The organism is Companilactobacillus sp. y65-5, from assembly GCF_057541095.1.
The window spans coordinates 106,790-132,251 of record NZ_BAAJOA010000002.1 but is presented as its reverse complement, the minus strand read 5'-3'; the positions used below and the strand labels follow the sequence as shown (position 1 = coordinate 132,251).

The 25,462-nt window shown below is 39.3% G+C and carries 24 protein-coding genes; 18 read left to right on the top strand and 6 right to left on the bottom strand.

Annotation, left to right across the window (positions count from 1 at the left end; all coding sequences use genetic code 11):
- Positions 1–925: 925 nt before the first annotated feature.
- Together AC27FM_RS04565 and AC27FM_RS04560 are read left to right on the top strand one after the other, a co-directional pair.
- Positions 926–2,857, top strand: coding sequence for a GTP-binding protein (locus AC27FM_RS04565; RefSeq protein ID WP_487086291.1), 1,932 nt, complete (start codon positions 926–928; stop codon positions 2,855–2,857).
- A gap of 161 nt (positions 2,858–3,018) precedes the next feature.
- Complete coding sequence (locus AC27FM_RS04560; protein ID WP_487086289.1) at positions 3,019–4,947, top strand: collagen-binding domain-containing protein; 1,929 nt, start codon at positions 3,019–3,021, stop codon at positions 4,945–4,947.
- Between the two features lie 183 nt (positions 4,948–5,130).
- On the opposite strand, the gene AC27FM_RS04555 is transcribed toward AC27FM_RS04560, so the two are convergent.
- A complete protein-coding gene (locus AC27FM_RS04555) occupies positions 5,131–6,204 on the bottom strand; it encodes an acyltransferase (RefSeq protein ID WP_487086287.1) in 1,074 nt (357 codons plus the stop codon).
- 112 nt (positions 6,205–6,316) lie between these two features.
- Between AC27FM_RS04555 and AC27FM_RS04550 the strand changes: the two genes are divergently transcribed.
- Entirely contained in the window at positions 6,317–6,982 is a 666-nt protein-coding gene (locus AC27FM_RS04550) for a CPBP family glutamic-type intramembrane protease (RefSeq protein ID WP_487086285.1), read from the top strand.
- A gap of 43 nt (positions 6,983–7,025) precedes the next feature.
- Here AC27FM_RS04550 and AC27FM_RS04545 read toward each other — a convergent pair whose 3' ends face one another.
- Positions 7,026–7,202, bottom strand: coding sequence for a hypothetical protein (locus AC27FM_RS04545; protein WP_487086283.1), 177 nt, complete (start codon positions 7,200–7,202; stop codon positions 7,026–7,028).
- Positions 7,203–7,362: 160 nt separating this feature from the next.
- On the opposite strand from AC27FM_RS04545, the gene AC27FM_RS04540 reads away from it, so the two are divergent.
- A complete protein-coding gene (locus AC27FM_RS04540; protein ID WP_487086281.1) occupies positions 7,363–7,665 on the top strand; it encodes a hypothetical protein in 303 nt (100 codons plus the stop codon).
- Here the strand turns inward: AC27FM_RS04540 and helD are convergent.
- Positions 7,638–9,920, bottom strand: a complete 2,283-nt coding sequence (gene helD, locus AC27FM_RS04535; RefSeq protein WP_487086280.1) for an RNA polymerase recycling motor HelD — start codon at positions 9,918–9,920, stop codon at positions 7,638–7,640. The genes AC27FM_RS04540 and helD overlap by 28 nt on opposite strands.
- Positions 9,921–10,217: 297 nt before the next feature.
- On the opposite strand from helD, the gene trpS reads away from it, so the two are divergent.
- From trpS to AC27FM_RS04515, 4 genes are all read left to right on the top strand, one after another.
- Complete coding sequence (gene trpS, locus AC27FM_RS04530) at positions 10,218–11,243, top strand: tryptophan--tRNA ligase (protein WP_487086278.1); 1,026 nt, start codon at positions 10,218–10,220, stop codon at positions 11,241–11,243.
- A 164-nt stretch (positions 11,244–11,407) separates the two neighbouring features.
- Positions 11,408–11,851: a MarR family winged helix-turn-helix transcriptional regulator gene (locus AC27FM_RS04525; protein WP_487086276.1), complete on the top strand. Its 444-nt coding sequence runs from the start codon at positions 11,408–11,410 to the stop codon at positions 11,849–11,851.
- Positions 11,852–11,878: 27 nt separating this feature from the next.
- Positions 11,879–13,378 carry an MDR family MFS transporter gene (locus tag AC27FM_RS04520; protein WP_487086275.1) on the top strand — a complete coding sequence of 500 codons (1,500 nt, stop codon included), beginning with the start codon at positions 11,879–11,881 and terminating at the stop codon, positions 13,376–13,378.
- A complete protein-coding gene (locus AC27FM_RS04515) occupies positions 13,378–14,100 on the top strand; it encodes a DUF4811 domain-containing protein (protein ID WP_487086273.1) in 723 nt (240 codons plus the stop codon). Before AC27FM_RS04520 ends, AC27FM_RS04515 begins: the two co-directional genes overlap by 1 nt.
- A gap of 139 nt (positions 14,101–14,239) precedes the next feature.
- Here the strand turns inward: AC27FM_RS04515 and AC27FM_RS04510 are convergent, their stop codons facing one another.
- Together AC27FM_RS04510 and AC27FM_RS04505 are read right to left on the bottom strand one after the other, a co-directional pair.
- Positions 14,240–15,058 (bottom strand): 2-keto-4-pentenoate hydratase, encoded by an 819-nt coding sequence (locus AC27FM_RS04510; protein WP_487086271.1) that lies wholly within the window; start codon positions 15,056–15,058, stop codon positions 14,240–14,242.
- Between the two features lie 186 nt (positions 15,059–15,244).
- On the bottom strand, positions 15,245–15,394 hold the full coding sequence (locus tag AC27FM_RS04505; RefSeq protein ID WP_487086269.1) for a hypothetical protein: 150 nt from the start codon (positions 15,392–15,394) through the stop codon (positions 15,245–15,247).
- Positions 15,395–15,716: 322 nt separating this feature from the next.
- On the opposite strand from AC27FM_RS04505, the gene AC27FM_RS04500 reads away from it, so the two are divergent.
- The 4 genes from AC27FM_RS04500 (at position 15,717) to AC27FM_RS04485 (ending at position 18,878) form a co-directional block, all read left to right on the top strand.
- Entirely contained in the window at positions 15,717–16,367 is a 651-nt protein-coding gene (locus AC27FM_RS04500; RefSeq protein ID WP_487086267.1) for an ABC transporter ATP-binding protein, read from the top strand.
- Positions 16,360–17,133 (top strand): ABC transporter permease, encoded by a 774-nt coding sequence (locus AC27FM_RS04495; protein WP_487086265.1) that lies wholly within the window; start codon positions 16,360–16,362, stop codon positions 17,131–17,133. Before AC27FM_RS04500 ends, AC27FM_RS04495 begins: the two co-directional genes overlap by 8 nt.
- A 120-nt stretch (positions 17,134–17,253) precedes the next feature.
- Entirely contained in the window at positions 17,254–17,865 is a 612-nt protein-coding gene (locus AC27FM_RS04490) for a hypothetical protein (RefSeq protein WP_487086263.1), read from the top strand.
- An 89-nt stretch (positions 17,866–17,954) separates the two neighbouring features.
- A complete protein-coding gene (locus AC27FM_RS04485) occupies positions 17,955–18,878 on the top strand; it encodes a Ppx/GppA phosphatase family protein (protein ID WP_487086261.1) in 924 nt (307 codons plus the stop codon).
- Here AC27FM_RS04485 and AC27FM_RS04480 read toward each other — a convergent pair.
- Complete coding sequence (locus tag AC27FM_RS04480; protein WP_487086259.1) at positions 18,875–19,384, bottom strand: YbhB/YbcL family Raf kinase inhibitor-like protein; 510 nt, start codon at positions 19,382–19,384, stop codon at positions 18,875–18,877. The genes AC27FM_RS04485 and AC27FM_RS04480 overlap by 4 nt on opposite strands.
- A gap of 45 nt (positions 19,385–19,429) precedes the next feature.
- Between AC27FM_RS04480 and AC27FM_RS04475 the strand changes: the two genes are divergently transcribed.
- From AC27FM_RS04475 to rsmA, 6 genes are read left to right on the top strand one after another with little or no spacing between them, the layout of a single operon-like run.
- Positions 19,430–20,386, top strand: coding sequence for a hypothetical protein (locus tag AC27FM_RS04475; protein ID WP_487086257.1), 957 nt, complete (start codon positions 19,430–19,432; stop codon positions 20,384–20,386).
- Between the two features lie 37 nt (positions 20,387–20,423).
- On the top strand, positions 20,424–21,125 hold the full coding sequence (locus AC27FM_RS04470; protein ID WP_487086874.1) for an NAD-dependent protein deacylase: 702 nt from the start codon (positions 20,424–20,426) through the stop codon (positions 21,123–21,125).
- A 60-nt stretch (positions 21,126–21,185) separates the two neighbouring features.
- Positions 21,186–23,201, top strand: a complete 2,016-nt coding sequence (gene metG, locus AC27FM_RS04465; protein WP_487086255.1) for a methionine--tRNA ligase — start codon at positions 21,186–21,188, stop codon at positions 23,199–23,201.
- Entirely contained in the window at positions 23,201–23,965 is a 765-nt protein-coding gene (locus tag AC27FM_RS04460) for a TatD family hydrolase (protein ID WP_487086253.1), read from the top strand. Before metG ends, AC27FM_RS04460 begins: the two co-directional genes overlap by 1 nt.
- On the top strand, positions 23,965–24,534 hold the full coding sequence (gene rnmV / locus AC27FM_RS04455; protein ID WP_487086251.1) for a ribonuclease M5: 570 nt from the start codon (positions 23,965–23,967) through the stop codon (positions 24,532–24,534). The genes AC27FM_RS04460 and rnmV overlap by 1 nt, the downstream gene beginning before the upstream one ends.
- Positions 24,521–25,411, top strand: coding sequence for a 16S rRNA (adenine(1518)-N(6)/adenine(1519)-N(6))-dimethyltransferase RsmA (rsmA, locus tag AC27FM_RS04450; RefSeq protein WP_487086249.1), 891 nt, complete (start codon positions 24,521–24,523; stop codon positions 25,409–25,411). Before rnmV ends, rsmA begins: the two co-directional genes overlap by 14 nt.
- Positions 25,412–25,462: the final 51 nt, after the last annotated feature.

Genomic DNA, 25,462 nt, shown 5'->3' with positions numbered 1-25,462 from the left:
CCTATTAATCTAATAATGATAGATATGATTGTCACTGCTATAAAGATTATTAGTAACGATATTATAATTGTATATTTGTTTTTTTTCATTTCAGTTTTTGTGAAAGGTATGTTAGACTTATCGTACACAAAGTAAGAGGCAAGCCCCTTACAACTTGTTTAAAAGTATTGATATATTGAAAGTAGCTTATCAATTATTTCTAAAATCACGGCTATGATTGTTAGAAATTCGGCTACTTTTTTATTATCAATGCTTTTTTTGTGTCTACCTTTCACTTTTTCACCTCCTCTCTATACTTATTATAATACACTGTTTTACGTGTAAAGACAATAATTTCTGCTATTTTTTAGTGAAATAATGCTGATGTATCAAAGCTTGGAAGAGTTAGATTGAATTATAACTCACTGAGAATATACATAAGTTAATGCACTAAAAAAAGCTCTAACATATTTAATATGTTTATTAATCTAATAATGATAGATGCAATCATTACTATGATAGCTAGTATTAGTAATACTATAACAAGCCTGTACTTATGTTTTCTCATATGAGTTTTGTGAAAGGTGTGTTAAAATATTCGTACACAAAGTAAGGGGCAAGCCCTTACATATTGTTCAAAAGTGTTGATAAGATTGAAACTACTCTATCAAGTACATCTAGTATAACCACTACTAATGCTAGATGTGTTGTAAGTTCCTTCCCATCAATGCTTTTTTGTATCTACCTTTCACTTTTGCACACTTTATATTTACAAGCATTGGTTTGACAGGCTTTAGAAGTCCGATAGACGGCTTAAACAATAACTAAGAGTCATGATCATATACACGATCATGGCTCTTTTGATTTGCCAGACAATATTATTAACATGAATTATTTATTGGCAAGTATAATTGTAGTAGTACTTTTCTTTATTAAGGAGCAAGCAATGAAAAAAATCGTAGCAGGAATTGTCGCCCACGTTGATGCTGGCAAGACGACTTTGTCCGAAGCCATGCTGTATCAAGCAGGTGAATTGAGAAGGCTCGGTCGAGTAGATAACGGCGATGCCTTCCTAGATTCGGATAAATTAGAAAAAAAACGTGGTATCACGATATTTTCACATCAAGCAAACTTGAATTATCAAGATTTACAATTAACGATGATAGATACTCCAGGACATATGGATTTTGCTGCAAGTGTTGAACAGATTCTTAGCGTCCTCGACTACGCTATTTTGGTAGTATCCGCAACGGACGGTATCCAGGGTTATACGCGTACGCTATGGCGACTACTGGAACACTATAATGTACCAGCGTTCATCTTTGTCAATAAGATGGATGTGGTGGGAGCGAATAAGGAGCTGGTCCTGGCTCAATTACAAGAGACTTTTACAAGCGGTTGTACAGAATTTGGCGTAGAAATTTCTGACAAATCTTATGAAAACATTGCCATGCAGGACGATGAGGTCCTCGAAGGTTTTTTGAATTCGGGAAAAATAACAGATGATACTGTTCGTTCACTGATTAGTCAACGAAAAATTTTCCCTTGTTATTTCGGATCGGCTTTGAAATTAGAAAGCGTGGATAATTTTCTCGGTGGTATGGAACGCTGGTCAACTGAAAGAAATTATTCATCGAGATTCGGAGCAACGGTTTTTAAAATCTCGTATGACGAAAAGGGCGAACGATTGACTTGGGTACGAGTCACAAGTGGGAGCCTATCTTCTAAGGAAGTGATTGTTGATGAACAAAAAGCAAACCAATTGCGAATATATAATGGCGACAAGTTCACGCTCACTCAAAAGGTCACGGCTGGTGGCGTCTGTGCGTTAACTGGCTTGACTTCCACATATCCGGGACAAGGATTAGGCGTGCAGGATGATGCACGATTGCCTGAGATCAGACCCGTCCTCAACTATGCGCTTGATCCCAAGGGCAATGATATTCACGCGTGTCTAGTAGCTCTGCAACGATTAGAGGAGGAAGATCCGATGCTCCATGTTGCTTGGTCGGCACACTTGCAAGAAATCCACGTGCAGATCATGGGAGAAATACAGTTAGAAATTCTCCAACAATTACTAAAAGAACGATTTCACTTGGATATCGGCTTTGACGAAGGACAGATTCTCTATAAAGAGACTATCACCAAGACAGTCGAAGGAGTCGGACATTTTGAGCCGCTTCGGCATTATTCAGAAGTTCATTTATTAATAGAGCCGGCGGCACCAAACAGTGGTGTGGTTTTTGATTCACAGTGCAGTTTAGAAGTCTTAGAAAAAAACTGGCAACATCAAGTGCTGACGAATCTGGGTTCTAAAGAACAACTGGGAGTGATGATAGGAGCACCACTGACCGATGTGCACATCAGTCTAGTTAGCGGTCGTGCTAGTAATGTTCACTCGGTCGGTGGGGACTTCCGTGAGGCGACTTGGCGTGCCGTTAGACAGGGACTGATGGAATTGAAAGAGAATGGCTGTCAGTTACTGGAACCTTGGTATAGATTCAGATTGGAAGTATCTTCAGACAAAATTGGTCGGGCGATGAGTGATATTCAACGGATGAAGGGAAACTTTGACGAACCGATAACCGAGTCAAATATGACGATACTCACGGGAACAGCACCGGTATCAGAGATGAGAAGTTATGCTCAAGAGGTCAATGCCTATACTCACGGTGAAGGATCATTGGACTGCGTGATCGATGGTTATCGACCTTGTCATAACGCCAATGAGGTGATTTCTAAATCTGATTATGATCCAGTAGCAGATCTTGACAATACACCGGATTCGGTCTTTTGTGCACATGGTGCGGGCTATCCCGTTAAATGGGATGAGGTACCACAAATGGCACATGTGCCGTATTTATTTAAAAAATCATAGTTTGATCAGGACACTACAACTACCAGTTGTGGTGTTTTTTGTATATCAAATTGACGGAAAAAAGCATTAGAGTGATAATGAAATTGTTAACGATATTTTTATATTTAGCATTAATATGCTCGAAGATAAACGACATATTAGTGCGCTCGAGGGGGATTTATATGAATAGTAAAAAGGGCACCAAATGGGCTTTGTCATGCGTGGCAACTAGCGCAGCTGTACTTTCATTTCTCGTAGTTTCTAATAATGTGTTAGCCGATTCAGCTGACACGACACAGACTGATGGTACTAGTCAAGTTGCACAATCGAGTAATAGCGCTCAAGCTGTTACGTCCGCAACACAAAATTATTCTGGAACGTATCAAAAAATGTACGAGCAGAATAATCAAACGGCTCAAGCCGTCCCAAGTTCTAATAATAATCAAAATACCACTGCGGAAAATAACACGAATCCTGTTAGTCAAGCGGCGGTTACTAATGCTTCAACTTCGCGACCTATTACAAGAGCTACCAATAATCCGGATGTAAAAGATGGTGGCACTTTCGCTAATGATATTGCTAATTACAGTAGTAGTAACAATACTGGCTACGATCTACATCCCGAAAATAATGAGTTAGGATACGCGGCTTATTTTCATATTTTTGCCAATGAAGCTCATCTAAATGCTCATACTAACGGTAACGTGGCAGTGGGGACACTGAACGGTGGCGTAAATTTCGGTACGAATATTAAAGAGGAACTAGTCGACTATGATGTCTCATATATTCAAAACATTTTAAATATCGCAAGTAGTTCATTTGTTTCTGGTGGAGATACCCGTACTAACAAAGTGGTTTTTGGACAAAATGTCGATGTTGACGTAACTGATACAAATAGACCAACGGTTGATGGAACAAATATCGATCACCTGTTAGCAAGCGAAACGTATCAAGATCATAACGGCAATTTCTATATCGACTTCTCCAAGTTGTTCAATGAATTGGATAACAAGTCTACATCATTGACGCAACTGGACCCTAGCAAGGTAGTGGGGTCAGACGATTATGTAGCTGAAATCAATAATAGCATGTTCGATGATATGAATAATCGTGTCATCGACTTGAGCGATTATCAACCTAATGATGACAATCAAATCGTGATTTACTTGTCGCCAGAAGTTTTACAACAAGCACAACCATTGACGATCAAGGGTATTTCCAAAGATGGTGATGGGACCAATGTTGTTATCAACGTTGATACTCACGGTAAAAATCCATACTATATGACATCACCGATCAAGATAATTTATAGTGATGGCTCTGATCGTAATAGCCAAGAGACAGAATACTTCGGTGACAATCATTTGTTGTGGAATTTCTACGATAGTACAGCATCTGATAACTTGTACAAAGGCGAGATCAAGATAAATGGTGTCTTCCAAGGTAGCTTATTAGCACCGGAAGCAACAGTTACTGTTAACCAAAATCTCGATGGCAACATTGTGGCTGACAAAGTAAATGTTAATGCTGAGACTCATAGATGGGACCTTCAAGATAACAATGACAAGGATACTGACTATGAGTACGAAATCGCTGTTCCGATCCCAGGCGAAGTTCCCGGTTTACCAATTATCGACTTCCCAGATCCTGGCGATACTGACGGTTGGGAATTACCTACACCTCCAGATGAGCCGGGCAATGAGGACAACGGTGACGGTAACGAGACTGACACTGATGACAATGATAATGGCGACGGCAATGAGACTGACACTGATGACAATGATAATGGCAATGAAATTGATACTGATGGTGATGGAATACCAGATACACCAGGCGTCGATACTGATGGAGACGGAATACCAGATACACCAGGCGTCGATACCGATGGAGACGGAATACCAGATACACCAGGTATCGATACTAACGGTGATGGAATACCTGACAAACCAGTTACGTTACCAGGTACAGAATTACCGACAAAAGATGTAAACAATGCTACTTCAAACAAGAAAACTTTCCCTCAAACAGGTGCTAAGAGTTCAGCGTGGTTAAGTGCCTTAGGGTTAGCATTATTGTCATTCCTAGGAATCAAAAAACGTAAAGAAGACTAAGTAGCTACGAAATATCTGCCACCGGCCTTAAACCAATTGACGAGATCTATCATGGCTTGGAATCAGGTAAGTTTATTTTGAAACATGTAGAGTTACTATAAAAAAAGCTGAAGCGTTTTGGTCAAATATATCAGACCAAGGCGCTTCAGCTTTTTTAGTATAATGAAGTTTTGAAATAGCCAATTATCTCTTGCGGGATTTATTTCCAGTTAATAAGTAATTGATACCTGGTATCAAGCTGATGATCCAGATAATCAAAGTTGATGCAGCTGCAACAGCAATGTAACGAATAAAAGTTGCTCCGAGCCCCGCAAATGGCAAGATAGAAGTGAACCATGGCTCCATATAAAGGATCAGTAAATTGTGAATCAAATAAATTCCGAATACCAGTGGTGAAAGGAATTCAAAAGTTTTGATCGCGCTATTGGAGTGAATCCGTTCGCCCCATTTTTGTAGCAGGATAAAGGCAGCAATCGACATGATAGGTATAAAAATAGAAGTAACATAATATCCATTATAAGCGTCGAATATTTTTGGAAAAACTTCTGAAACATAATTCCCCGCAAAACCGGCGATCAAGGCTACGATCCAGAGCCAGAGATTGCTGATATCGTGAATATTGATCTTTGTCAGCAAGTATCCCAAGATGAAGTAGCCAGTAAATCCACCAACGAGATAAAATTGCGCTACCGGGTAAATGGTCAGAGCGTTTACCCAGTTTTTGGGCATGACGTTTGCCATTGATGGCAGCAGGGAATTAGTCACCAGCCAAATGAGTGTTACATACCAGAGCATCTGTCTGTTCGCATTTTCCACGAATACGCGAATGACGGGTGATAGAATGTAGATTCCAATCAAGGGGTACATGAACCATAGGGTTGGGGATGTAGGTTGATAGAGCATCATTTTTACAGCCGATAATACATTGTGTGCTGAGAGTGAATGTGCATAGATACCAACGACGATCGGTGAAATTATCGACCAGAGCACAAAAGGAATAACGACCCGTGGCATTCTTTTTTTCCAAGTGTAGCTGATAGACTTGGTCTTTTTGCTATTCAACAAGAGCGAGCCAGAGATCATGAAGAAGACGGGAACGCTGATGTGTGCGAAGTAATTCAAGATCTTGGTTATTTGCCATTGAGTACTACCGACATGTAGCGTCGTATCAATGGCGGAGACGTGGATGAAGATGACCAAAAAAATTGCGATAACACGAATAAAATCTAAGTAAAAAATCCGTTTGTTTCTATTCATTATGAAAATTCCTCCGTATACCTAACTAATAATAGAGGAAAAGCGCACAAAATTGAAGTATTCGTATATGATATAATAGCAAAGTAAAATTATTGATTGGAAGATATTAATTATGCGAGTAGGAGAATCTCCGGGAACAGATTTAGTCAGATATATAATTTGGATTATATTTTCTATAATCACATTGAGTTTAAAGAACATTGTCGCTACTGATAAAGGATTAAATGTTATCCTGGCTGTAATATTTTTTGTAGTTGGATTAGCATTTTTATTCTTAATGATCAGACGCTACTTACGTGAGAGACGTTCATTCTATGACAATCCCAGCGGATTCATGAGTTCATTAGTTTCAAATATCGGTTTAGTAACATTGATGATCATCTTGGTTTGCGCGATGAGAATCATGATCAGCTATTTGCAAGTCACCGGTAAGCTACCACAGTTCAAAAATGATGACGTGGTCAGCTCCGATCAAAAAGTGTTTATCTTTAATATAGTTGCGAATGTATTGATCATCACGGTGCAGCAACAGTTAGTCCAAACAGGATTTTTCTTCAATTATTTCTTCAGAAAGAGCACTGCTTCTAATGCAATTATCGGCATCATCTTCAGTGGTGCTATCGCTGGAGCATTGAGTTTGCCCGGTTCATTGCTACAATTCTTTATGATGATGGCATTGGGTTGGTGCTATGCTCTGACTTACCTCTATACTCAAGATGAGAAGATGGCGATGTTAGTGGCTATCATAAGTTCGATCGTTGGAACGATATTGATCTAAAAATATACTAAAAAAGATTCTGAGAAAAATCTCAGAATCTTTTTTAGTTTTGAAAAATTTTTTTGATATATTGTGAACTGATTTCTTTTGGTAAGTGAGAATCCACCTCAACTTGAAAATCAATGATACTTGCGACTGATTTTGGCGTTAGGATCGGTTCTAATATGCAACGAATGACCATTAGTTGTTGCCCTCTAAAGGTTCTATCTTCTATTGGCATGAAATATTGCCTCCAGTTTCATTGGAATACTGGAGTATAGATCCTTTGACTTCAAAAATGAAGTTATATGCATATTTATTTTTTTATTTACATAAATTTTACAGTAATTTTATTATTTTTTTACATTGCTTCGTTACCATTTTGGTGAGAGGGTGATGGAATGGGATTATCGACTATATCTATTGTATTGTTCTTATTTCAAATTTTTGAGGCCATCTTAATAGTCAATATTTCTAAGTCACGCATGCTGATGACATTATTATTTTTATTGATGCTGGACGCACTCTTTGTCGACGACGTCTTGATGCCATTAGTCGTGATTTTTGTGATGGGAGTTATTTTGATATACCTCGGTTACACTCGTCGCAGTAAGTTACAGTTAGTTTTTGGATTGGCAACTTGTGCCTCGTTAGCTAGTATCTTACTGTATGAGACTTACTTGATCGCAGAGGAAGTTTCGTAGTTTGAGACGTGTTCTAGTAATGGTGAGGGGGCTTTTTCGATGCAAAGCGTCAGGCTGTGCATTGCGCGGGTACAGATCGTATAGAGCGTATCGCGACTGCGGGCGTCAGGATAATTGAGTGCAGAAATGTTATGTCCGATCACAGCATCGAATTCTAGACCTTTTGCCAAGTATATCGGCATGACGAGGATACCCTTGGGGACTGAACGGAATCCAGCGTCCACCAAGGTGACGATCGACTCATCACTGAAGTGTGTATAAACTTGCTCTGCCTGCGCTTGGTTTCTCGTCAAGATCGCCACAGTTTCATATTTGTCAGTCAGTTCACGAGCTGTCGCTTTCAGTCCTTGATAGTACTCACTCTCATCCTCAAAGACCTTGACCGTAGGAGTTTCTCCTTTTCTAGAGAAGGATTTGACTTCATCAGCGTTAGGCAAGAGTGATTTGGCGAAGTCAGTGATCTCAGCCGTAGACCGATAGCTCTGATTGAGTGTGATAGTCGTGACTTTTTTACCTTGATATAATTCACAAATAGCAGTGATCACGTCCTTATCGCGGTACGAGCTAGTCAGGACATCTTGAGCACGGTCACCTAACAAGGTCATTTTGGCATTAGGAAATGAATGGGAGATGTATTTTAGTTGGGCCATAGTGTAATCTTGGATTTCATCGATGAAGATGTGTTGAATATTGTGATTGATACCATTGTCGGTAATAAAATCACGCAAGTACAAGATGGCAACTGCATCGCTTAATCCTAATCTGTGGGCTTCAACAGCGTGGTCGATCGATTCGATCATCGTCTGCCAGACGTTTTCGGAGACGATTGTTTGTTTCATATTGGACAGCAAGAAGACGTATTCCTTGTAAGGGTCGAAGAAGTAATTGTTGATCAGAGCATTGTATATCGGAGCGTAACGCTCTCTGAGGAATTCTTCAGCAATGATCGAACGTTGATTGGTTGATTCCTCAATATTATTATCGGTGATGATTTGTTGGAAGTCTTCATCTGACAAATTATCTATTTCTGCTTGGACCCAGTCTTCGTCACGATCATTGTGGATTCTTTTTTTGAGGCGTTTGATCAGGATGTTCTTCGTTTTGAGAAAACGGTCAGGGATGCTGAAGGCAGGATTTTGACGGTCATAAATCTCAGAGATTTCTTCTTTAGTGAAGAATGGCTTGCCTTCAAAGATTATATCTTCGAAATACAAAGTACGATGTTTATTTTCTTTTTCAGTTTGTTCCAGCGATTCGAGGAAGGCAGCACTTTCCTTGAACAGTCGGATATTTACTGTCGTCTGCGGTAAGTTGCGTTCATCTTTTTCGTAGCGATCGAATAAGGTTTCGACTTGGATACCGGTCAGACGTAGTGAGATGAATTCATTGAGTGTCACTTGGCGCATGTTACGCTCACCTAGACTAGGTAGGACTTCAGAAATATAATTGCTGAAGAGTCGATTGGGTGAGAACAAGACGATCTTATCTGCATCCAGAGTTGAGCGACTGTGGTATAGCAAGTAGGCCACACGTTGCAAGATTGCGGAGGTTTTTCCACTACCAGCGACACCTTGGACTAATAAAACATCTGAGTGTGTGTCCCGAATAATCGTATTCTGCTCATGTTGAATCGTTGCCACGATATTTTTCATGTACTCGTCACTGTACTCACTCAGGACGGATTGAAGGATCTCGTCGCCAACGGTTTCATTAGTATCGAACATATTTTTTATTTTATTATTAATGATTTGAAATTGACGTTTTTTCTTTAAGTCGACCTCAGCTGTACCGTTAGGGGTAGGATAGCTGACTTGACCGAGGACACCGTTATAGTAGATTCCAGATATTGGAGCGCGCCAATCGTAGATCAAGAACTCACCATCGTCATCTTGTAAGGTTGAAGTTCCAATGTACAAAGTATCTTTCTCGCCATCTTCAACGATATCGATCCGACCAAAATAAGGAGAACCTTGAAGGTTTTCCAGCTTTAGTTTATTGGATTCTAGGATATTTTCGTTTTCAACGGCTAAGGCAACTAATTGTTTTTGTTGCTGAACAGAAGCGTTAGTTTCCATTTGGTCATCGACTTCAAAAGTATTAACTTTGGTATTCTCACCATAGTTACGATAAATATTGTGAGTCTCAGTATGAGCCTTGGCGAGATTTTCAGTCGCCAGATTGATTTTGTCATCGATCTTTTGAGCTATTTGATCAACTCGTGTTTGTTCTTGTTCTTTGGTTTCATTCACGGTCATAAATTACCTCTCGTTGACAATTTGGATGTTTTTAATTATGCTTATAGCAATTGGGTACATTAAAGCATAAGCATTTTTTAGTACTAATTCAAGTAAGTTGAATCAGAGAATGACCTCATAGCTGAAAGGGTCATCGCTCTTGGATTGGGAATTGGATCATGGGTAGTCACCTTACAACTAATGAGTGGTAGAGTAATTCTACAAAACAGGTGGCACCACGTGCAAGCGTCCTATTGATATTTAATATCTTTAGGCGCTTTTTTTATTGCTTTGATGTAGATAAAAAGGAGAAATACTATGAAAACTAATACAATTCTAACAGGTGATCGTCCAACTGGTAAGCTGCACATTGGACACTACTTAGGTTCATTGAAGAACCGTGTCAAATTACAAAACGAAGGTAAGTATAACATGTTTATCATGATTGCTGACATGCAAGCTTTGACAGACAATGCTAAAAATCCTGATAAGATCCGTAATAGTTTGATCGAAGTAGCGTTAGACTACTTGTCTGTTGGAATAGATCCAGCTAAAACGAATATTTTAGTACAATCACAAATTTCAGCATTGAATGAATTGACGATGTACTATTTGGATATCGTTAATGTTTCACGACTAGAACGAAATCCAACCGTTAAGTCAGAAATCAAACAAAAAGCGTTTGGTCAAAGTATCCCAGCTGGATTCTTGACTTATCCTGTCAGCCAAGCTGCTGACATCACTGCGTTCAAGGCGGATACAGTTCCAGTCGGTGATGACCAAGAACCAATGCTTGAACAAACACGAGAAATCGTTCGTACTTTCAACAACACCTACAATACGGATGTGCTAGTTGAGCCAGATGGTGTCTTCCCACCTAAGGGACAGGGACGTCTACCCGGAACTGATGGCAATGCTAAGATGAGCAAGTCACTCGGTAACTGCATCTATCTATCAGATCCAGCAGATGTGGTAACTAAGAAGATCATGTCAATGTATACTGACCCAGACCACATTCATGTTGAAGACCCTGGTAAGATCGAAGGCAATACAGTCTTTACTTACTTAGATGCATTCGCTGATGACAAGGCCAAAGTCGCTGAATTAAAAGAACAATATCAAGCCGGTGGTCTAGGTGACGTTAAGGTCAAACGTTATTTGAATGATGTCCTACAAGGAATCCTCGAACCGATCCGCGCTCGTCGTGCTGAATACGAAAAAGATATCCCAAGTGTCTACCAGATCTTGAAAGACGGTAGTGACAAGGCTAATGAAGTCGCTAACCAGACTTTATCAGAAGTTAGAGCTGCCATTGGTGTCAATTACTTTGATGATTTGAAATAAAATATACTAACAAGTGTGGAGAATTCAACATTCTTCGCACTTTTTTTATTGGAAACAGTTTCATAAAAATAAGCTATACTTAACTCTTGATTTTATCAACAGTTGGGTATAGCATATTTTTTGTTGCTATTTAGAAATAAATTTTTGATTTTATGAGGAGAAAAATGGACGAATACGATTTGATAGGTTTTGCAGTAAGATTCATGATGCAACGCAAACGAATCTTGACGATGTTTTTGAAGGGAAGGGATTTGAATTTAGCCGACAGTATAATCTTGATGTCGATCCTCAAGCATCCTGATTATAATCAAGAAAAAATCGGTGAAATCACCTTATTTGATGGAGCAAGCATTGCCCGATCTCTGAAGAAGTTGGAGAATCAAGGATTAGTCCTTCGAAAAGTAGATGAAACTAACCGCCGTAAGAAAATTATTCAAATTACTGAGGCGGGTAGAGAACTCAGTAGAGGAATTAAACGTACTTTTAAAGATGCGAACGAAACGATATATTCGGGCATCACAGCAGAGGAACAAAAACAATTGCGCGCAATCATGGCAAAAGTTTATGCAAATCTCGATAAAGTAAAAATACCTGATAGTAATAAATAATATATATGGAAGAAGGAAATTACTATTATGCAAAATAGTAATACACATTTGGACGTAAATGGTAAACCGTTTAATCGGAATTTACTAGTTATGGTTCTGTTGGTAGGAACGTTTTGTACAGTCTTAAATGGTACGATTTTAACGACAGCATTCCCTACCTTGATGAAAGAATTCAATGTTACGACATCGGCCGTTCAGTGGTTGACGACTGGATTCTTGATGGTCAATGGTATCATGATCCCTGTTACAGCTTGGCTGAGCAATAATTTTAGTAACAAAATCTTGTACATTATTGCAATGTCAACGTTCTTGATCGGAACAATCTTGTGTTTCACCGCTCCAAACTTCGGTACTATCCTTGCTGGACGTCTGATTCAAGCCGTTGGTGTCGGTATCACAATGCCACTTATGCAAGTTATTATGCTTTCGATATTCCCAGCTAATCAGCGTGGTACTGCCATGGGATTAGGTGGATTGGTTATCGGACTTGCGCCTGCCATTGGACCTACATTGTCCGGATGGATCATCGATAACTTCTCATGGCGTGATCTCTTCGGCATGATTATCCCTATCGTTGTGATCGTTCTTATTCTAGCCTTTATTTATATGAGACCAGTTATTCAGACGAAGCGTTCTAAACTGGATGTTTTATCACTAATCTTATCCACAGCCGGTTTCGGTGCCGTCTTGTACGGATTCTCATCTGTTGGTGACGATGGCTGGGGTTCACCAATCGTATTGAGCTCTATCATTGGTGGAGTCATCATCGTGATCTTGTTTGGTTATCGCCAACTAAAAATGAAAACACCATTCTTGGAACTACGTGTTTTCACTGAGAAGAAGTTTGCCGTGGCGGCCGCATTATCATCTGTAACTAATATGGCGATGGTCGGTGTCGAAATGATCCTACCATTGTATCTCCAGATCGTTAAAGGTATGAGTGCTTTCCATTCAGGATTGACATTGCTACCAGGTGCTATTTTGATCGGTATTATGAGTCCTATCACTGGTCGAGCTTTTGATAGATTCGGACCTAAAGACTTAGCACGAATGGGTATGTTCTTATTAACAGCCGGAACGATTCCGTTCTTATTCTTGACTAAATCAACTCCAGTTTTAGACATCGTAGTCTTGTACATGGTTCGTATGTTTGGTATCGCTATGGTCTTGATGCCAGTTACGACTGATGGTATGAATGCTTTGCCATTAAATCTGATGAGTCACGGAACGGCCGTTAATAACACTGTCCGTCAAGTATTCAGTTCAATGGGTACGGCGATACTAGTCAGTGTTCTAACCAACGTTACGAATAACTTGAAACCAGGTAAGAGCTTGTTAGCTCAAGCACCACTCAAGTATCAAGATAATTACTTGAATGCAACTTTGAGTGGATACCACGCCGCTTTTGGCGTTGCCATTCTCTTCTGTGTCATCGCACTCGCCATCACCTTTATGGTCAGAAATGATACTAAGTCAAAAGATGTTGATTTGAAAAAAATGAATGTTGAAACGGCAGGTGACAAATAATGGTTATCGTATCAATTATTATCTGTGCTGTTCTTTCATATTACTTCGCAGTATTCATCCAAAACAAAAGAGTCGGTTATAGTTTAGCCGGAATCTTCATTGTATTGTTTATCGGTAGTATCGTCTTGCTAGTATCAAATGAATATGGTCATTTGGGTATGCGCAAGGTAACTAGTGAGAAGACAGTGCAAATCCAAACCGTTCAAAAGGGTACTAATGTTTTGTTGTACAAAGAACTAGGAACCGATAGTAAGGAAGACGTGTATATTTATCGGACGCCTGAAACTGCTAAAACTAAGAATCCAACTCACACTAAGGCAAAACTAAATGTCACTAATAGTGTTAAAAAGGGTGCTGACTCAAACGTCTTGACACAAAAGACAACTCGTTGGGAATACAAGAATGGTTTTTACTCATTCTTATTCAGCATTTCTGGTAACGACAAAGAATTCATCAAACAGTCTAATACATTCCACATTGGTGATGATTGGTTAGTCCTATCGACCACTCAAGCTCAAAAATTGAGTAAAGAACTGAAGAGTAAGAAAGTTCAAACTCAAATGAAGACTGAAGGGGAGGCCTATGTCAAAGCCGCAGTAACTAAAGCAATGACAGTCAATCCTTCAATGAGTGCTGCTCAACAAAAACAAGTGGCACAACAAGCTCAAAAGGAATTCAAGGCCCAAGCTACGGCTAAGATCGTTGAAGAAATAACTAAGTAAAATATTTTTAGAATTGAAAAAAGTCAATCTCATCGTTGTTGAGATTGACTTTTTATGTATTTAGAATTTTAAGGATTTTATTAAATTGTTAGTTATATATATTTTCGAAGGATTGTGTAATGGTATTTGGAGCAAGAGATTATTTGACGTCTAGGTCGACATTACCTAGACCATTGTCGAATTTAGCTTGCCATGCCCCCTTTGTTAATGATGGTGGTAGTACGAAGGTACCTGACGATACGCGTTGGTCTTTCAAGAGCGTCTTATTTTGAGTAGCTAATTTATCTACTAGCCACTTGAGAGACTTGAGGGGATTACCTAGTACTTCAGTTGATTTACCAGATTTGAGTTCCTCGCCGTCGTGGAGAAGCGTGCAGTTAACATTTTCTAGTGCATCGACCGTCTTGAATAGTTTAGTATCGAATTCATCTCCGTAGACTACTAGACCACCGACTGCTGCGTCCGACATTACCATGTATTTTGATAGGCTAGGGAACCAATCTTTGAAGCGAGAATCAGGAACTTCCAGAGCTGGAGCGACGGCCGTCTTATTGAGTAGATCTTCCAATGTGTCGTCAGGACTCAGGTCTTCTTTGGCGCGGAAGCACAGCTCTACTTCAACGAGTGGTTCCATTAGATCACTAAGATTTACGGTTGTTGGAGCGTGTAGGAAGTGGCTAGCTAGTTGAGCACCATATAGAGGCTCGTCTGAATCAAACATGTCTTGAGTCTGTTTGCTGGTAAGAGAAACCTTATACCCGCCAACCGCTTCGTTTTTCAATCTCGTCAATTCATCTTGAACACGATAGGCAGTCTCGTCATCAGTGGCGTAGCCTGACCAATCAGCTTCTGTAAGTGGGTTTTGTGTTCTCCAGGAGTTATATAGAGCTTGAGTCAATTCAGCTTCTTTTTCTGTTAGTCGAGTGTTGGGTAAAGTTTCAGTTGTATTTTGTGTCATAGGTGGAGCCTCCATTTATTTTATTTGTATTTGAATTCTTAATCTGACCCTTAATCTGAGATTCACTAATATTTTCTTCCATAGAGACTCACCTCTTTTAATGTTTTTTTAATTAATAAAAACAAAAAACGCCCTAAGATGAACTAAGTTCATCAAAGGACGTTTCGGACGTGTTACCACCTTTATTTACACACGCATCACTGCGAGTGCCTCAAGCAAACTAAATAATTTGCTGGCACGATAATGGGTGCAACCAGTGACCTCTACTACGGTTAATCGCTTTGAGGCACGACTGTCAGGTGATAATGACCATTCAGGTAATGTGTTGTCTCGCATCAACCGACAACTTTCTGAGATACCATAAATACTCAAGTTCCTGATAAACGTCTTTTTCGTTTGTTATTGATTGGTTGCTAATTTAGACCCTTTTATTAAGCTTGTCAACACTAAAATTAAAATAAATTAGTTTTATTTTAATTTAAAGCAATATAAATCCTTTTATATCAAGGGATTCAATCCTTAAAAAAATATCATAATTTTTTTAACGTTCGGAGGCTTCCTGAGTCAACTATTGGCAATTTGTGGTCAAATGAAAGATAATTCTTGTTAATATTAATTTATGTTAGTGTTTTCAAAAAAATGATATGGGGTGAAATATTTGAGTAATATTTTTGAATTGAACAATCTTTCTTATCAAGTAGACGATAATAAGATTTTGAAGAATATTGATTTGAACATTGAACAGGGGAAATATATCACGGTGGTGGGACCGTCCGGTAGTGGAAAAAGCACTTTGATGCGTATTTTAGCATCAATGATCAGTGCAACTTCCGGTGAAGCATTGTTTAGGAGCAAAAAAATCAGTTCATACGAACCGACCGATTATCGCCGCCGCGTGTCGTATGCGTTCCAACAACCTACATTGTTTGGCAAAACTATCAAGGACAATCTGGAGTTCCCTTATTTAGTCCGTGGTAAGGAGTTCGACCGTGATCAAGTCATCAGCTTTTTGAATTACGTCAACCTGGATGAAACTTATATCGATAAGAGTGTCAACGATGTTTCCGGTGGTGAAAAACAACGGATCGCCTTATTACGAAATTTGATTTTCACGCCAGAAGTTCTGATCACTGATGAAGTCACCACTGGATTGGATGCGGAAAACAAGCAAATAGTGCATGATATTTTGAATCGCTTCAATCGAGATGATAACTTGACGATTTTACGCGTCACTCACGATGATTCAGAAATAGCACAGGCGACTGATAAGATTACGATCAAGAATGGTGAGGTGATTCCAAATGTCTAATTTAACAGTTTCTAATTCTACATTGTCTCTAGGTTTTATTTTGGTTGTAGTTGCATTGGTGATCGGTTATTGGCAGAAACTTCAGATCGATAGGGATATTATCATCGGTGTAGTTAGAGCAATCGTACAATTAACGATCGTGGGATATGTTTTAAAATTCGTAATCAAGGCTAATGACGCTTGGTTAACGATAGCGTTCTTCGTCGTGATCGTGATCAATGCCTCATGGAATGCAGGTAAACGTGGAAATGGTATACCAAAGGCCTTTCAGTTCTCACTGTTGGCGATCTCAGTTGGTACGGTTATTACTTTAGGTACGTTAGTTTTGACAGGCTCGATTCAATTTATTCCCGAACAGATCGTACCGTTCACGGGAATGATCGCAAGTAATATCATGGTGGCAATCGGGTTATGTTACCGCAATATGAAGCAGTCTTTCACTGATCGTCATCAACAGATCCTAGAAAAACTAGCATTAGGTGCGGATGTCAAATTAGCTTCTGAAGATATCATTCGTGAGAGCATCAAGAGTGGGATGCAGCCGACGATCGACTCGATCAAGACGTTGGGATTGGTAGCATTACCCGGAATGATGTCCGGTCTTATTATTGCTGGAGTGGATCCAGTCAAGGCTATCAAGTACCAGATCATGGTCACATTCATGCTGTTAGCTTCGACAAGTATTGGTTCATTTATTTCGTGTTATTTAGCTTACAAACAATTCTATAATGAGCAAAAGCAACTCAAGTCTGATTTGATACCTTAATTTTGTTATGCTTTTATGACGTACAAAGTATAAATACATTGCAGATATGCCTAGTTGAGCTTAATATTGAATTAAGGATTTTATAAGGGATTTAATCAATCAATCAGGGGTGAGATGATTATGAATAATTTAAAAATCAATATTGGCGCTGCTATCATGGGGATTATAAACTGCATCGTCTTTGCAGTATCTTGGCCGGTTATTTTTGGGGCCGCAGTAAGCGATGGTTTCACGGGGACGAATATCACTAGTGGTACAGGTGCATTCTTTTATGCTATGGCAGCGATTGGTCTAGTTCTAAATATCGTAGCTCTGATACAGAGTAAGCAGGTCGGGATCTCGATAGTAGGTCCAGTCTTAGGAATTGTCGGTAACGGGCTGTTCATCTTGACAGCATTGATGGCTTTTCCAGCTATTATCGTATTGATCATTAGCGTGGTCTTCTTATTCATGCACCGTCCATCTAGCGAGGGGTACAAAGGTCAGAATGGTAAGCAGAATCCATACATTCAGACTGACCGCTCTCAATATAACCAATCTCAATACAATCAACAAAGTCCACAGAACCAACAGTATCAAGCAAATCAACCGTATGGGAATTATAATCAAACTAATAATCAGAGTAATCCTCAGCAAAATTCGTACGCACCTAATCAACAAAGTGGACAGTATCAAAATAATGAATCGCAAAGTCAGAATACTGGGACGCGGATGAGTCGTCGAAATAGATGATTTGTAATTAAATTTTAGTCTTTGTGAAATTAGACCTATTATGTAGGTCTATTTTTTTATATAATTGACACAATGGGATGTGATGCAATGTGAAGTTAGCAGTAATAGAAATAGGATCTAACTCCATCAGAACATCAGTGTATAGATCTTCAAAACGAAATCGTTTTAAAACCTTGGATCGTTGGCGTGAGCCAGTCAGATTAGGAAAGTCGATTGCACAAAGTCGATTATTAACGAATGAACAAATTGAAGAAACAATTGATGTTCTAAAGAAGTTTCAGGATCGAATCAGAAGATATGAAGTCGATCAAATTAGTTTGATTGCCACGGCGGCTGTGCGGATGGCAAAAAATCAAGAACAATTAATTTTTGCGGTCTTAAAAGAGACCGGATTACAACTGCATATCATTGATGAACAAGAAGAAGCCTTTTATGACTATGTCGCAGTACGCAATACGATGCGGGTTAAAGATGCCTTGATTGTTGATGTCGGCGGTGGCAGTAGTGAGATCAGTCTGGCCAAAAAAGGTCGATTGAAGCACGGATTGAGTATACCGATCGGTGCAATATCAGTTTCGGATCTTTATTTGAAGAGTGACCCGATAACGTCCAAAGAACTAGATGCCGCCAAAAAAGAAATCGGTGAACATTTGGACAGTTTGCAGTGGATGAATGCCAGTGCCACTTTCGTCGGTCTAGGTGGGACGTTGCGTGCGGTCACTAGTATTTTGAATCGTGAAGGTAAGCGTAAGAAGACTCTCCACAATTCAATCGTAACGATCGATCAGATCGATAAGTTATTCAATCGATTGGTGCACGCTTCGAATGAAGAACGAAGCCAGATCAAGGAATTGAGTGATGGCAGATACGAAGTCATTCTTGGAGGAATCTTGATCATTTCTGAGATAATCAAAAAAACCCCCTCACACGAAATTCGTTTTTCGAATTTTGGTGTTAGAGAGGGCTATGTCTTTAATTATTTCCACAAGATGAATCTTCAAGAAAAAAATTAAGCGCGACTTGGTAAGGTTATTTGAGCTGAATCTAGAATTTTACCTTCCATTTTATGAAGGAGTTCATTCATCCAGTAACCTTCTTTGATGTCCAATACATCATTTAGGGCGTATACTTTTAGTACGTAATCATGCGTAGCATCAGGTGGGTATGGTCCATTGTAGCCGACCTTGAGCTCGTCATCATTGTCGCCTAGTAAGGGACTGGCGGAGCTGTTTTTACCTTGAACGACAGGACTATTGGCTGACTGGCTGAAGTTCTCAGGTATCTCTAATTGGTCGGGTGAAAGATTAGCTGCTATCCAATGAATCCATTCAAATCCACAAACAGGAATGGAATCAGGATCGGTAAATGTTAAAGCAAGTGATTTTGTACCTGCCGGAACATTTGATAGCTTAATTGGGAAACTGATGATCGGTTTCCCATTTTTAATATCATCTGTGGGAGCAAACTTCCCGTATTTATCAGGAAGCAATCCATTTATTAAGTGAACCTTTATTTCCATAACAAACCCATCTCCTTAAAAATATTTATAATGAGGTAATTACAAATGGAACAAATAGATAAAAAAAATCTATCTGATGTTATTGTAAATCAGATTAGAAAGATTGAACAATTGGTTGGCAGACCGGTGGCTGTTTACAGTGAATACTCTGACCATGAGTATTTAACGCTAGACCAAGCTAGCCATAAGAACAACGACGGAAAGATAGAAGTTATCATTACAAACGAAAAATATAAAGATTTTGTTTTGATGCATGAACTATATCATATTGAATTAGAAAATTCTGGTGAACCAATTATTTCATGTGCGGTAACATCTGGCAAAGAAGACGAAGATGGTAGGATCTTGTCGACAGCCAATTCATTATTTGAGACGATCGAACACGCTGAGATAGTTAAGAAGCAAACTGAGGATGGTACTTTGACTGATGAGATCAAAGCTGAATACATTCGTGGAGTGGATCACGCCTTGAATCCTAACGTACAGTTGGATTTGGCTAATATGAGATTTTATCGCACTTTAATCATTTTTGACGGAATCGTCTTCAGCGAACATGCTAAAGATGCTGACTGGAAGATGGAATTCCCAACCTCGTACAAGATAGCCGAGAGTTTAGTCGAACAGGTCGAAAAAAATGATTTGACCGTTCCACTGCAATTCAGACGCACTTTGATACATGCCTTGGAAGAATACAATAATTTGATTATTTCCAATGGTTACGAGAGCATGCACTATCACGAGTTCTTGAATGTGACGCCAGTCGTATCAGATCGTCAACTACGTTTGAGCTTGAATCAAGTTTATCAAGTCAAGCATTCACCTTATACCAATCGTGTTACTCAAAAGGACGCTTATATCTTGATCGGTATCAACGATGGTCAGAGTGTAGGGACCTTGAATGTTGATCCTAAGAAAGTCAATCCAGAATTTTACAAAGCATACTATCAACAAACAGTGGAGAAGGCTTTTGCTCAAAGCGGGATAACTTACATCACTAGATAGTTTTGAAAAATACAGGAGGATTTTTATGTCAGACAAAATTTCAGAATTTAAAGACTTACTTCAAAAAGCTAAGTTCGTTACTTTTTTGACTGGTGCTGGTGTCTCAACGCCGTCAGGAATTCCTGATTACCGTTCGAAAAATGGCTTATACAAGCGTGAAAAGTATGATTTTCCACCTGAATACATGTTGAGCCATGAGAATCTACTAAAACATCCGGATATTTTTCATGATTTCACTGTCCACAACATGTATTTCCCAGATGCGGAACCTAATATTATCCACAAGCGAATGGCTGAGATCAGCAATCAAAAGGGAGCCATCGTGACGCAGAATGTTGATAAATTACATACTAAGGCTGGAGCTAAGAATGTCGTGGAATTTCATGGCAATTTGTATGATAATATTCATTGTTTAACTTGTGGTAAAGAATTTGATTACAAATATTATCTTAAAGATTATCGCCATCATGAGGACAATGGAATCATTCGTCCCGGTACGACAGTATTGTACGGTGAAAATATTAATCCAGATAACGTTGAACATGCTATCGAAGATGTTGAACGTGCCGACTTATTAGTTGTTGTTGGAACTAGTTTCAAAGTATATCCATTTGCAGGGTTGCTGAGATATGCTCAAACGAGCACGAAGCTGGTAGTTATCAACAAAGAAAGTTTGGACCTAGATTCGTCAGTATTGGCTATTTCTGATGACGCAGTTAATGTTTTTTCTCAAATTTAAAATGATATACTTGTAACAACTATTGCATAACTATTTATTTGCGGAGGCTTGAAAATATAAATGACTAAAGATAATAAGACTTTTTACATAACTACGCCAATCTACTACCCATCAGGTAAATTAACGATTGGTAATTCATACACGACCATTGCAGCAGATACACTGGCTCGTTACAAGCGTAATGAGGGTTACGATGTATTCTTCCTCACAGGTACAGACGAGCACGGTTTGAAGATCGAACAAAAAGCCGAAGCTAAAAAAATGGAGCCACAAGAGTACGTTGATATGATGGCTGCCGATATCAAGAAATTGTGGAAAACACTAGAAATTTCTAACGATAAGTTCATTCGTACGACAGATGATTACCATGTCAAAGCAGTTCAAAAGATTTTTGAAAAGTTGATCGCTCAAGGTGATATTTACTTAGGCGAGTACACTGGCTGGTATTCAGTTGATGATGAGGAATATTTCACAGAATCACAATTGGCTGAAGTCTTCCGTGATAAGGATGGCAATGTCACTGGTGGTAAGGCTCCATCAGGACACGAAGTCACATTAGTTAAGGAACCTTCATACTTCTTCAAGATGGGCAAGTATGCCGATCGACTATTGAAGTATTACGAAGATAATCCTACATTCATCGAACCTGAGATTCGTAAGAATGAGATGATCAATAACTTCATCAAACCGGGCTTGGAAGATCTAGCCGTATCTAGAACTAGTTTCAACTGGGGCGTTCCGATTCCTAGTGATCCAAAGCACGTTGTCTATGTTTGGATCGACGCATTGTTGAACTATATCACGGCACTAGGTTATATGAGTGACGACGATTCATTGTTCAAGAGATACTGGCCTGCAAATGTTCAATTCGTTGGTAAGGAAATCGTTCGTTTCCATACTATTTATTGGCCAATCATTCTTATGGCATTGGGAATCGACCTACCTAAGCAAGTCTTCGGTCATGGTTGGTTGTTGATGAAGGATGGTAAGATGTCGAAGTCTAAGGGTAATGTTGTTTACCCTGAAATGCTAGTAAATCGTTACGGACTAGACTCATTACGTTATTACTTGATGCGTGCTATGCCATTTGGTAATGATGGTGTCTTCACGCCTGAAGACTACATTGACAAGATCAACTATGATTTAGCAAACGACCTCGGTAACTTATTGAATAGAACTATCTCAATGATCAATAAGTATGATGACGGTAAGATCGTTTCAGTTGCTGCCTTGACAGATTTGGATAAAGATCTCGAGAAGACTTACGCTGATACTTTGACAGATTATCGTGATCACATGGACAAGTTCGAGTTCCCAGAAGCACTAGCTAGTGTTTGGTCATTCATCAGTCGTGCTAACAAGTACATCGATGAGACACAACCTTGGATCCTTGCCAAAGACGACAGTAAAAAAGCTGAGTTACAATCAGTTCTCGGTCATTTAGCTGAATCATTAAGATTGATCGCCTTGTTGATCAGTCCTGTAATGACACAGTCACCAATCAAAATCTTCGCACAATTGGGATTAGATTATGACAATGATAAAGACTTGAACTTTGGTGACACGGTTGTAGGCAAAACAGTCACTAGTGATCCAGAACCAATTTTCCCAAGATTGGACGCAAAAGAAGAAGTTGAGTACATCAAGGGTAAGATGGCAGAAGAACAAGCCAAAAATGGTGGTGGCAAGTTGAGTAAATCCGCTCAAGCCAAAGCTAAGGCTCAAGAAGATGAAGATGACTATCCTAAGGAAATCAGCTTTGATGACTTTGCTAAGGTCAAGATGATCGTAACTGAAATCTTAGATGTTAAGCGGGCACCAAACGCTGACAAGTTGTTACAATTCACATTGGATGACGGAACTGGGATCGAACGTCAGATTCTTTCGAGCATGTATGAATTCTATCCTAACTTCAAAGAATTGATCGGCAAGAAAGTTGTTGCATGTGTCAACTTGAAGCCTAGAAAGATCCGTGGTGAATGGAGTAACGGTATGTTGCTATCCACTGAAATGGGTGATGACGTTAAGTTGGTTCTAGTTGATAATTCACACAAAAATGGAGCAATCCTAGGATAATGAAAATCTTTGATACACATACACATTTGAATGACCCTGCATTTGCCGGTAAAACTCAAGAATATATCGATCGTGCAGCTGAGTATGATGTCGTGGAGATGGCGATCGTTGGTCAAAACGAAGAATACAATATCGAAGCAATCAGACTAGCTCAAAATTATCGACCACTACATGCAGTTATTGGTTGGCACCCGGAATTTGCTAAAGAATACAACGAAGAACAACTGGTTAATCAGATCAAATTGCCAGAAGTCGTTGCGATCGGTGAGATCGGTCTCGATTATCATTGGGATGAAAATCCTGAGCCTGAGGTTCAAAAGGCGACACTATTAAAGCAACTAGACGTTGCCCAAGAGTATGACATGCCAGTTTCGATCCACTGTCGTGATGCGTTTGAAGATATGTATGAGATTTTGAAAAAACACGATATGTCGAAGTCAGGTATTATCATGCACAGTTTCAATGGTGACATTGCTTGGTTGAATAAGTTCTTGGACTTAGGTTTGATGATCTCATACAGTGGTGTAGTCTCATTCAAGAATGCACCTGAAGTTCACGAATCAGCTAAGAACACACCGCTAGACCGACTATTAGTTGAAACCGATGCACCTTATCTGGCTCCAGCTCCATATCGCGGTCACCAAAACGAACCGGGATATACGCGCTTTGTCTTAGATGCAATCGCAAAATATAAGGACATGGACCCAGATGTAGTCGCTCAAAAGACTTTTGAAAACTCTCATCGGGTTTATAACATCAAATAATGAAAATAAAAGAAATAATCGTAGTTGAGGGTAAATCAGATACGAATCGATTGAAAGACTGCTTAGGCAATGTCGATACGATCGAAACTCGCGGTTCCGCCTTGAATGATGAAACTATCAAGAGAATCAAAGTGGCGCAACAAAAACGTGGAGTTATCATCTTCACTGATCCTGACTTCAATGGTAATAGGTTACGCACGATAATTTCTCAAGTAGTTCCTGACGCTAAGCAAGCTTTCTTGCCGAGGAACAAAGCCGTTCCGAAGAAGAGTGACGGTAGTCTCGGTATCGAGCACGCAAGAGATGAAGACATCAAGCAAGCTCTAGCGGCGGTTTATACAACTGCTAATCTGACTGATGATTATAGTACTGACGACATGATCGATCTGGGTTTGATTGGGGATGTTGATTCTCAAAAACGTCGTGAGTTTGTGGGTTCAGAATTGAAGATCGGTTATACCAACGCCAAGCAATTCTTGAATCGGCTGAATATGTTACAAGTATCACCACAAGACTTAATGACCGCAGTTAAAAAATTTGATAAAGGAAGTTTACATGACACTAAATAGATTAAGTATTGCTGACCCGATTCGGACGAACGATATACTACGCAAGTATAAATTACGTGCAAAAAAGAGTTTGGGACAAAATTTTTTAACGAACGAAAAAGTTTTGGATGATATTGTTGCTGCTAGTGACTTTCAAGCTGATGAGATAGCTATTGAGATCGGACCCGGTATCGGTGCCCTGACTGAAAAATTAGCTCAAGTGGCTGAGAAGGTTTTCGCATTTGAGATCGACTCCACGCTGATCCCTGTCTTAGCAGATACGTTGGGAGATTACGACAATATCGAGGTTTTCAATGAGGACATCTTAAAAGTCAACCTCGATGAGTTCGTGAAGGAACATCATTTGGAAGGCAAGACTATCAAAGTAGTAGCCAACTTGCCGTACTATATTACGACGCCGATCATGTTGAACTTGATCAATAGTGACTATCCATTTCAAGCACTAGTCTTGATGATGCAAAAGGAAGTCGCTGAAAGAATTACAGCTGATCCCGGACATCGTGAATATGGTTCACTGACGATTGCTGTTCAGACACAGATGGATGCTAGGATTTCTAGTATCGTTGGTCGCAATTCATTTATTCCGAAACCAAAAGTAGATTCAGCCGTGGCCGTCTTGGAACGATTACCAAAGGATAAGATAAATATCGAAGATCCAGTTTTCTTCAATAAACTTATCCGATCAGCATTCGCTCAAAAACGTAAGAGCTTGATGAACAATCTTTTGAACTGGTTAGGTCGAACAGATGAAAATCGGACGATGATTAAAGAAGTTTTCAAAGATTGTGAAATTGCTGAAAACGCACGTGGCGAACAAGTATCAATCGATCAATATAAACACATGTCTAGCGAACTTAAACAAAGAACTAAAAAATAATTAGTTTATAAAATGATAATCTCCTTGTAATTTCAATGAAAACATGGTAGA

Bases quoted from the DNA above. Each gene is read 5' to 3' on its own strand.
- AC27FM_RS04545 (WP_487086283.1), bottom strand. From the start codon at position 7,202: ATGCCAATAGAAGATAGAACCTTTAGAGGGCAACAACTAATGGTCATT.
- AC27FM_RS04480 (WP_487086259.1), bottom strand. From the start codon at position 19,384: ATGGAAATAAAGGTTCACTTAATAAATGGATTGCTTCCTGATAAATAC.
- AC27FM_RS04540 (WP_487086281.1), top strand. From the start codon at position 7,363: ATGGGATTATCGACTATATCTATTGTATTGTTCTTATTTCAAATTTTT.
- AC27FM_RS04460 (WP_487086253.1), top strand. From the start codon at position 23,201: ATGAAAATCTTTGATACACATACACATTTGAATGACCCTGCATTTGCC.
- AC27FM_RS04475 (WP_487086257.1), top strand. From the start codon at position 19,430: ATGGAACAAATAGATAAAAAAAATCTATCTGATGTTATTGTAAATCAG.
- AC27FM_RS04490 (WP_487086263.1), top strand. From the start codon at position 17,254: ATGAATAATTTAAAAATCAATATTGGCGCTGCTATCATGGGGATTATA.
- AC27FM_RS04505 (WP_487086269.1), bottom strand. From the start codon at position 15,394: ATGCGAGACAACACATTACCTGAATGGTCATTATCACCTGACAGTCGT.
- AC27FM_RS04550 (WP_487086285.1), top strand. From the start codon at position 6,317: ATGCGAGTAGGAGAATCTCCGGGAACAGATTTAGTCAGATATATAATT.
- AC27FM_RS04565 (WP_487086291.1), top strand. From the start codon at position 926: ATGAAAAAAATCGTAGCAGGAATTGTCGCCCACGTTGATGCTGGCAAG.
- AC27FM_RS04560 (WP_487086289.1), top strand. From the start codon at position 3,019: ATGAATAGTAAAAAGGGCACCAAATGGGCTTTGTCATGCGTGGCAACT.
- rsmA (WP_487086249.1), top strand. From the start codon at position 24,521: ATGACACTAAATAGATTAAGTATTGCTGACCCGATTCGGACGAACGAT.
- AC27FM_RS04515 (WP_487086273.1), top strand. From the start codon at position 13,378: ATGGTTATCGTATCAATTATTATCTGTGCTGTTCTTTCATATTACTTC.
- trpS (WP_487086278.1), top strand. From the start codon at position 10,218: ATGAAAACTAATACAATTCTAACAGGTGATCGTCCAACTGGTAAGCTG.
- metG (WP_487086255.1), top strand. From the start codon at position 21,186: ATGACTAAAGATAATAAGACTTTTTACATAACTACGCCAATCTACTAC.
- AC27FM_RS04525 (WP_487086276.1), top strand. From the start codon at position 11,408: ATGGACGAATACGATTTGATAGGTTTTGCAGTAAGATTCATGATGCAA.
- AC27FM_RS04520 (WP_487086275.1), top strand. From the start codon at position 11,879: ATGCAAAATAGTAATACACATTTGGACGTAAATGGTAAACCGTTTAAT.
- helD (WP_487086280.1), bottom strand. From the start codon at position 9,920: ATGACCGTGAATGAAACCAAAGAACAAGAACAAACACGAGTTGATCAA.
- rnmV (WP_487086251.1), top strand. From the start codon at position 23,965: ATGAAAATAAAAGAAATAATCGTAGTTGAGGGTAAATCAGATACGAAT.
- AC27FM_RS04555 (WP_487086287.1), bottom strand. From the start codon at position 6,204: ATGAATAGAAACAAACGGATTTTTTACTTAGATTTTATTCGTGTTATC.
- AC27FM_RS04495 (WP_487086265.1), top strand. From the start codon at position 16,360: ATGTCTAATTTAACAGTTTCTAATTCTACATTGTCTCTAGGTTTTATT.
- AC27FM_RS04510 (WP_487086271.1), bottom strand. From the start codon at position 15,058: ATGACACAAAATACAACTGAAACTTTACCCAACACTCGACTAACAGAA.